Source organism: Caldimonas hydrothermalis, from assembly GCF_056746695.1.
In genome coordinates this window covers 1-5,697 of record NZ_JBWQXA010000024.1, presented here as the reverse complement: position 1 = coordinate 5,697, position 5,697 = coordinate 1, and the positions used below count along the sequence as shown (strand labels likewise).

2 tRNA genes and 3 rRNA genes are annotated in these 5,697 nt (G+C 55.1%); all 5 read right to left on the bottom strand.

What is annotated here, in order from left to right:
• Positions 1–56: 56 nt before the first annotated feature.
• Positions 57–169, bottom strand: a 5S ribosomal RNA gene (rrf, locus tag AC1ECW_RS16120).
• A gap of 176 nt (positions 170–345) precedes the next feature.
• Positions 346–3,224 (bottom strand): 23S ribosomal RNA (locus AC1ECW_RS16115).
• A gap of 311 nt (positions 3,225–3,535) precedes the next feature.
• A tRNA-Ala gene (locus tag AC1ECW_RS16110) sits at positions 3,536–3,611 on the bottom strand.
• 20 nt (positions 3,612–3,631) lie between these two features.
• Positions 3,632–3,708: transfer RNA gene (locus tag AC1ECW_RS16105), tRNA-Ile, on the bottom strand.
• Between the two features lie 220 nt (positions 3,709–3,928).
• Positions 3,929–5,459: ribosomal RNA gene (locus AC1ECW_RS16100) — 16S ribosomal RNA — on the bottom strand.
• Together the 16S, 23S and 5S rRNA genes with 2 tRNA genes alongside form the textbook arrangement of a ribosomal RNA operon.
• Positions 5,460–5,697: the final 238 nt, after the last annotated feature.

Below are 5,697 nucleotides of genomic sequence, written 5' to 3'. Positions count from 1 at the left end.
CTGATCAAAAACAAACCCCCACCGCCTTGGTAGGTGGTGGGGGTTGGAGGGATGTAGCCTGACGATGACCTACTTTCACACGGGAGACCGCACTATCATCGGCGCTGAGGCGTTTCACTGTCCTGTTCGGGATGGGAAGGAGTGGGACCACCTCGCTATGGTCGTCAGGCATAACTGGTTGCCGGGCTGAGGGGTTGTTGTGCATGGGGTCTCAGCCTGGCCGATTCGCAGAGTCGACGCCTGTTTGTTTGGAACGGGCGATCAGCAGATTTGATTGCGTGCACCTTGGGGGGCACAACGGGACTGACTCTTGGCCTTGGGTTCGTGTGGGAACATCAAGGTTATAGGGTCAAGCCGCACGGGCAATTAGTACTGGTTAGCTTAACGCATTACTGCGCTTCCACACCCAGCCTATCAACGTCCTGGTCTCGAACGACCCTTCAGGGGGCTCAAGGCCCCGGCAAGACTCATCTTGGGACGAGTTTCCCGCTTAGATGCTTTCAGCGGTTATCTCTTCCGCACTTAGCTACCCGGCAATGCCACTGGCGTGACAACCGGTACACCAGAGGTGCGTCCACTCCGGTCCTCTCGTACTAGGAGCAGGCTCCCTCAATCTTGCAGCGCCCACGGAAGATAGGGACCAAACTGTCTCACGACGTTTTAAACCCAGCTCACGTACCTCTTTAAATGGCGAACAGCCATACCCTTGGGACCGGCTACAGCCCCAGGATGAGATGAGCCGACATCGAGGTGCCAAACACCGCCGTCGATATGAACTCTTGGGCGGTATCAGCCTGTTATCCCCAGAGTACCTTTTATCCGTTGAGCGATGGCCCTTCCATACAGAACCACCGGATCACTTAGTCCTAGTTTCCTACCTGCTCGACTTGTCAGTCTCGCAGTCAAGCACGCTTTTGCCTATGCACTATCAGCACGATTTCCGACCGTACCTAGCGTACCTTCGAACTCCTCCGTTACGCTTTGGGAGGAGACCGCCCCAGTCAAACTGCCCACCATGCACTGTCCCCAACCCCGATTCAGGGGCCTAGGTTAGAACCTCAAACACACCAGGGTGGTATTTCAACGTCGGCTCCACGGCACCTGGCGGCACCGCTTCAAAGCCTCCCACCTATCCTACACAGATCTGTTCAAAGTCCAATACAAAGCTACAGTAAAGGTTCATGGGGTCTTTCCGTCTTTCCGCGGGGAGATTGCATCATCACAAACATTTCAACTTCGCTGAGTCTCTGGAGGAGACAGTGTGGCCATCGTTACGCCATTCGTGCAGGTCGGAACTTACCCGACAAGGAATTTCGCTACCTTAGGACCGTTATAGTTACGGCCGCCGTTTACTGGGACTTCGATCAAGAGCTTGCACCCCATCACTTAATCTTCCAGCACCGGGCAGGCGTCACACCCTATACGTCGACTTTCGTCTTTGCAGAGTGCTGTGTTTTTATTAAACAGTCGCAGCCACCGATTCTCTGCGACCCCGTTGGGCTCCGTCTGTACAACTTCACCTACTGAGGGCACACCTTCTTCCGAAGTTACGGTGTCAATTTGCCGAGTTCCTTCTCCAGAGTTCTCTCAAGCGCCTGAGAATACTCATCACGCGCACCAGTGTCGGTTTGCGGTACGGTCGTGTGTAGCTGAAGCTTAGTGGCTTTTCCTGGAAGCAGGGTATCACTCACTTCGGCTGCAAGCAGCCTCGTTATCACCCCTCATCTCAGACCCCCGGATTTGCCTAAGGGCCATGACTACAGGCTTGAACCGGGACATCCAACACCCGGCTGAGCTAACCTTCTCCGTCCCCACATCGCACTACACATCGGTACAGGAATATTGACCTGTTTCCCATCAGCTACGCATCTCTGCCTCGCCTTAGGGGCCGACTCACCCTACGCCGATGAACGTTGCGTAGGAAACCTTGCGCTTACGGCGAGGGGGCTTTTCACCCCCTTTAACGCTACTCATGTCAGCATTCGCACTTCTGATACCTCCAGCAGCCCTCACGAGCCACCTTCACAGGCTTACAGAACGCTCTCCTACCATGTGCGCTTGCGCGCACATCCGCAGCTTCGGTAACTGGCTTAGCCCCGTTACATCTTCCGCGCAGGACGACTCGATCAGTGAGCTATTACGCTTTCTTTAAATGATGGCTGCTTCTAAGCCAACATCCTGACTGTTTTAGCCTTCCCACTTCGTTTCCCACTTAGCCAATTTTGGGGACCTTAGCTGGCGGTCTGGGTTGTTTCCCTCTCGTGTCCGGACGTTAGCACCCGGTGCACTGTCTCCCAAGCTCTACTCATCGGTATTCGGAGTTTGCATAGGTTTGGTAAGTCGCCATGACCCCCTAGCCTAAACAGTGCTCTACCCCCGACGGTAATACTTGAGGCACTACCTAAATAGTTTTCGGAGAGAACCAGCTATTTCCAGGTTTGTTTAGCCTTTCACCCCTATCCACAGCTCATCCGCTAGTTTTGCAACACTAGTCGGTTCGGACCTCCAGCACCTGTTACGGTACCTTCATCCTGGCCATGGATAGATCACCTGGTTTCGGGTCTACACCCAGCGACTGAACGCCCTGTTCGGACTCGGTTTCCCTGCGCCTTCCCTACTCGGTTAAGCTCGCCACTGAATGTAAGTCGCTGACCCATTATACAAAAGGTACGCCGTCACCCCTTGCGAGGCTCCGACTTTTTGTATGCATGCGGTTTCAGGATCTATTTCACTCCCCTCCCGGGGTTCTTTTCGCCTTTCCCTCACGGTACTGGTTCACTATCGGTCGATTACGAGTATTTAGCCTTGGAGGATGGTCCCCCCATCTTCAGACAGGATTCCACGTGTCCCGCCCTACTTGTCGCACGCCTAGTTCCACCACCCACTTTTCTCATACGGGGCTATCACCCACTATGGCCGGCCTTTCCAGACCGTTCTGATAAGTCGATGGCTAAAACGTGCAGGCTCCTCCGATTTCGCTCGCCACTACTTTCGGAATCTCGGTTGATGTCTTTTCCTCGAGCTACTTAGATGTTTCAGTTCGCTCGGTTCGCCTCACACACCTATGTATTCAGTGTGCGATACCCTTGCGGGTGGGTTTCCCCATTCGGAAATCTCCGGATCAAAGCTCATTTGCCAGCTCCCCGAAGCTTATCGCAGGCTATCACGTCCTTCATCGCCTGTAATCGCCAAGGCATCCACCACATGCACTTCGTCACTTGACCCTATAACTTTGACGTCCACTGCCGTGCACGTCGTCAAGGACGCATCGATCTTGACAATCGATGTCATGAGTATGTCGCGTTGTGCCGTCCTTCAAGCTTTGAATCGCTTCAAGCTGAAGTCTGGTGACGCAATCAAATGTTGTTGCTGGCACGGATGCGCCCCTTCGAACTCTCGTTCGGCGCCTCCAGCAACAACGCTGATTCGACTCTACGAATTGTTAAAGAACAACAGCCGATCCTTGCGAATCGCTCACGCCAATGCCCTCACAGGACACTCGCATGAGCGCTCGGCACTTTCTTGCGTGGATGGGTGGTGGAGGATGACGGGTTCGAACCGACGACCCCCTGCTTGCAAAGCAGGTGCTCTCCCAGCTGAGCTAATCCCCCGTCGCACGTCAAACGCGCGGTGGTGGGTCTGGTTGGATTCGAACCAACGACCCCCGCCTTATCAAGACGGTGCTCTAACCGACTGAGCTACAGACCCTCGCGTTGTCCTTGCGTGAACCGCAGGGCCTGCCCGAACGGCGCCGCTCATGTGCGCTCGGCCATCGCGCCGGCTCACGTTCCACTCTCTGTTGCCTCTCAACAGCTACAGCCGATAAGTGTGGGCGCTTGAATTGGAATGCCTCTTCTGCGATCGCCAGGCCGGCTGCGTGCAGACCCGCTTGCGCAGGCCCAGCACCCAGTGCCTTGGCTTCTTCCAGAAAGGAGGTGATCCAGCCGCACCTTCCGATACGGCTACCTTGTTACGACTTCACCCCAGTCACGAACCCTGCCGTGGTAAGCGCCCTCCTTGCGGTTAGGCTACCCACTTCTGGCAGAACCCGCTCCCATGGTGTGACGGGCGGTGTGTACAAGACCCGGGAACGTATTCACCGCGACATGCTGATCCGCGATTACTAGCGATTCCGACTTCACGCAGTCGAGTTGCAGACTGCGATCCGGACTACGACCGGTTTTCTGGGATTGGCTCCCCCTCGCGGGTTGGCAGCCCTCTGTACCGGCCATTGTATGACGTGTGTAGCCCTACCCATAAGGGCCATGAGGACCTGACGTCATCCCCACCTTCCTCCGGTTTGTCACCGGCAGTCCCATTAGAGTGCCCTTTCGTAGCAACTAATGGCAAGGGTTGCGCTCGTTGCGGGACTTAACCCAACATCTCACGACACGAGCTGACGACGGCCATGCAGCACCTGTGTCCAGGCTCTCTTTCGAGCACCCCCACATCTCTGCAGGGTTCCTGGCATGTCAAGGGTAGGTAAGGTTTTTCGCGTTGCATCGAATTAAACCACATCATCCACCGCTTGTGCGGGTCCCCGTCAATTCCTTTGAGTTTCAACCTTGCGGCCGTACTCCCCAGGCGGTCAACTTCACGCGTTAGCTTCGTTACTGAGGAAATGAATCCCCAACAACCAGTTGACATCGTTTAGGGCGTGGACTACCAGGGTATCTAATCCTGTTTGCTCCCCACGCTTTCGTGCATGAGCGTCAGTGCAGGCCCAGGGGATTGCCTTCGCCATCGGTGTTCCTCCGCATATCTACGCATTTCACTGCTACACGCGGAATTCCATCCCCCTCTGCCACACTCTAGCCGTGCAGTCACAAATGCAGTTCCCAGGTTAAGCCCGGGGATTTCACATCTGTCTTGCACAACCGCCTGCGCACGCTTTACGCCCAGTAATTCCGATTAACGCTCGCACCCTACGTATTACCGCGGCTGCTGGCACGTAGTTAGCCGGTGCTTATTCTTCAGGTACCGTCATCACTCCGAGGTATTAGCCCAGAGCTTTTCTTCCCTGACAAAAGCGGTTTACAACCCGAAGGCCTTCTTCCCGCACGCGGCATGGCTGGATCAGGCTTGCGCCCATTGTCCAAAATTCCCCACTGCTGCCTCCCGTAGGAGTCTGGGCCGTGTCTCAGTCCCAGTGTGGCTGGTCGTCCTCTCAGACCAGCTACGGATCGTCGCCTTGGTAAGCCTTTACCCCACCAACTAGCTAATCCGACATCGGCCGCTCCAATCGCGCGAGGCCTTGCGGTCCCCCGCTTTCACCCTCAGGTCGTATGCGGTATTAGCTACTCTTTCGAGTAGTTATCCCCCACGACTGGGTACGTTCCGATGCATTACTCACCCGTTCGCCACTCGCCGGCATCCCGAAGGACCCGCTGCCGTTCGACTTGCATGTGTAAAGCATGCCGCCAGCGTTCAATCTGAGCCAGGATCAAACTCTTCAGTTCGATCTTTAAAAACTCATCACGGAATTGAAGTGAACTTCACTTCTGCTTCCGTGAGCGTTTGCGGAAAGTCTTTCAACTTCCCTCAAGGCATTCGCCTCCAAACGCCCACGCTTATCGGCTGTATCTTGTTAAAGAACCCACCACACAAACAAAACCATCGCTTCGTTTGCGTCGCTAATCAGTGATCAGCGAAGACCGAGATTATTGCAAGATTTCGATTTCCTTGTCAAGCACTCGG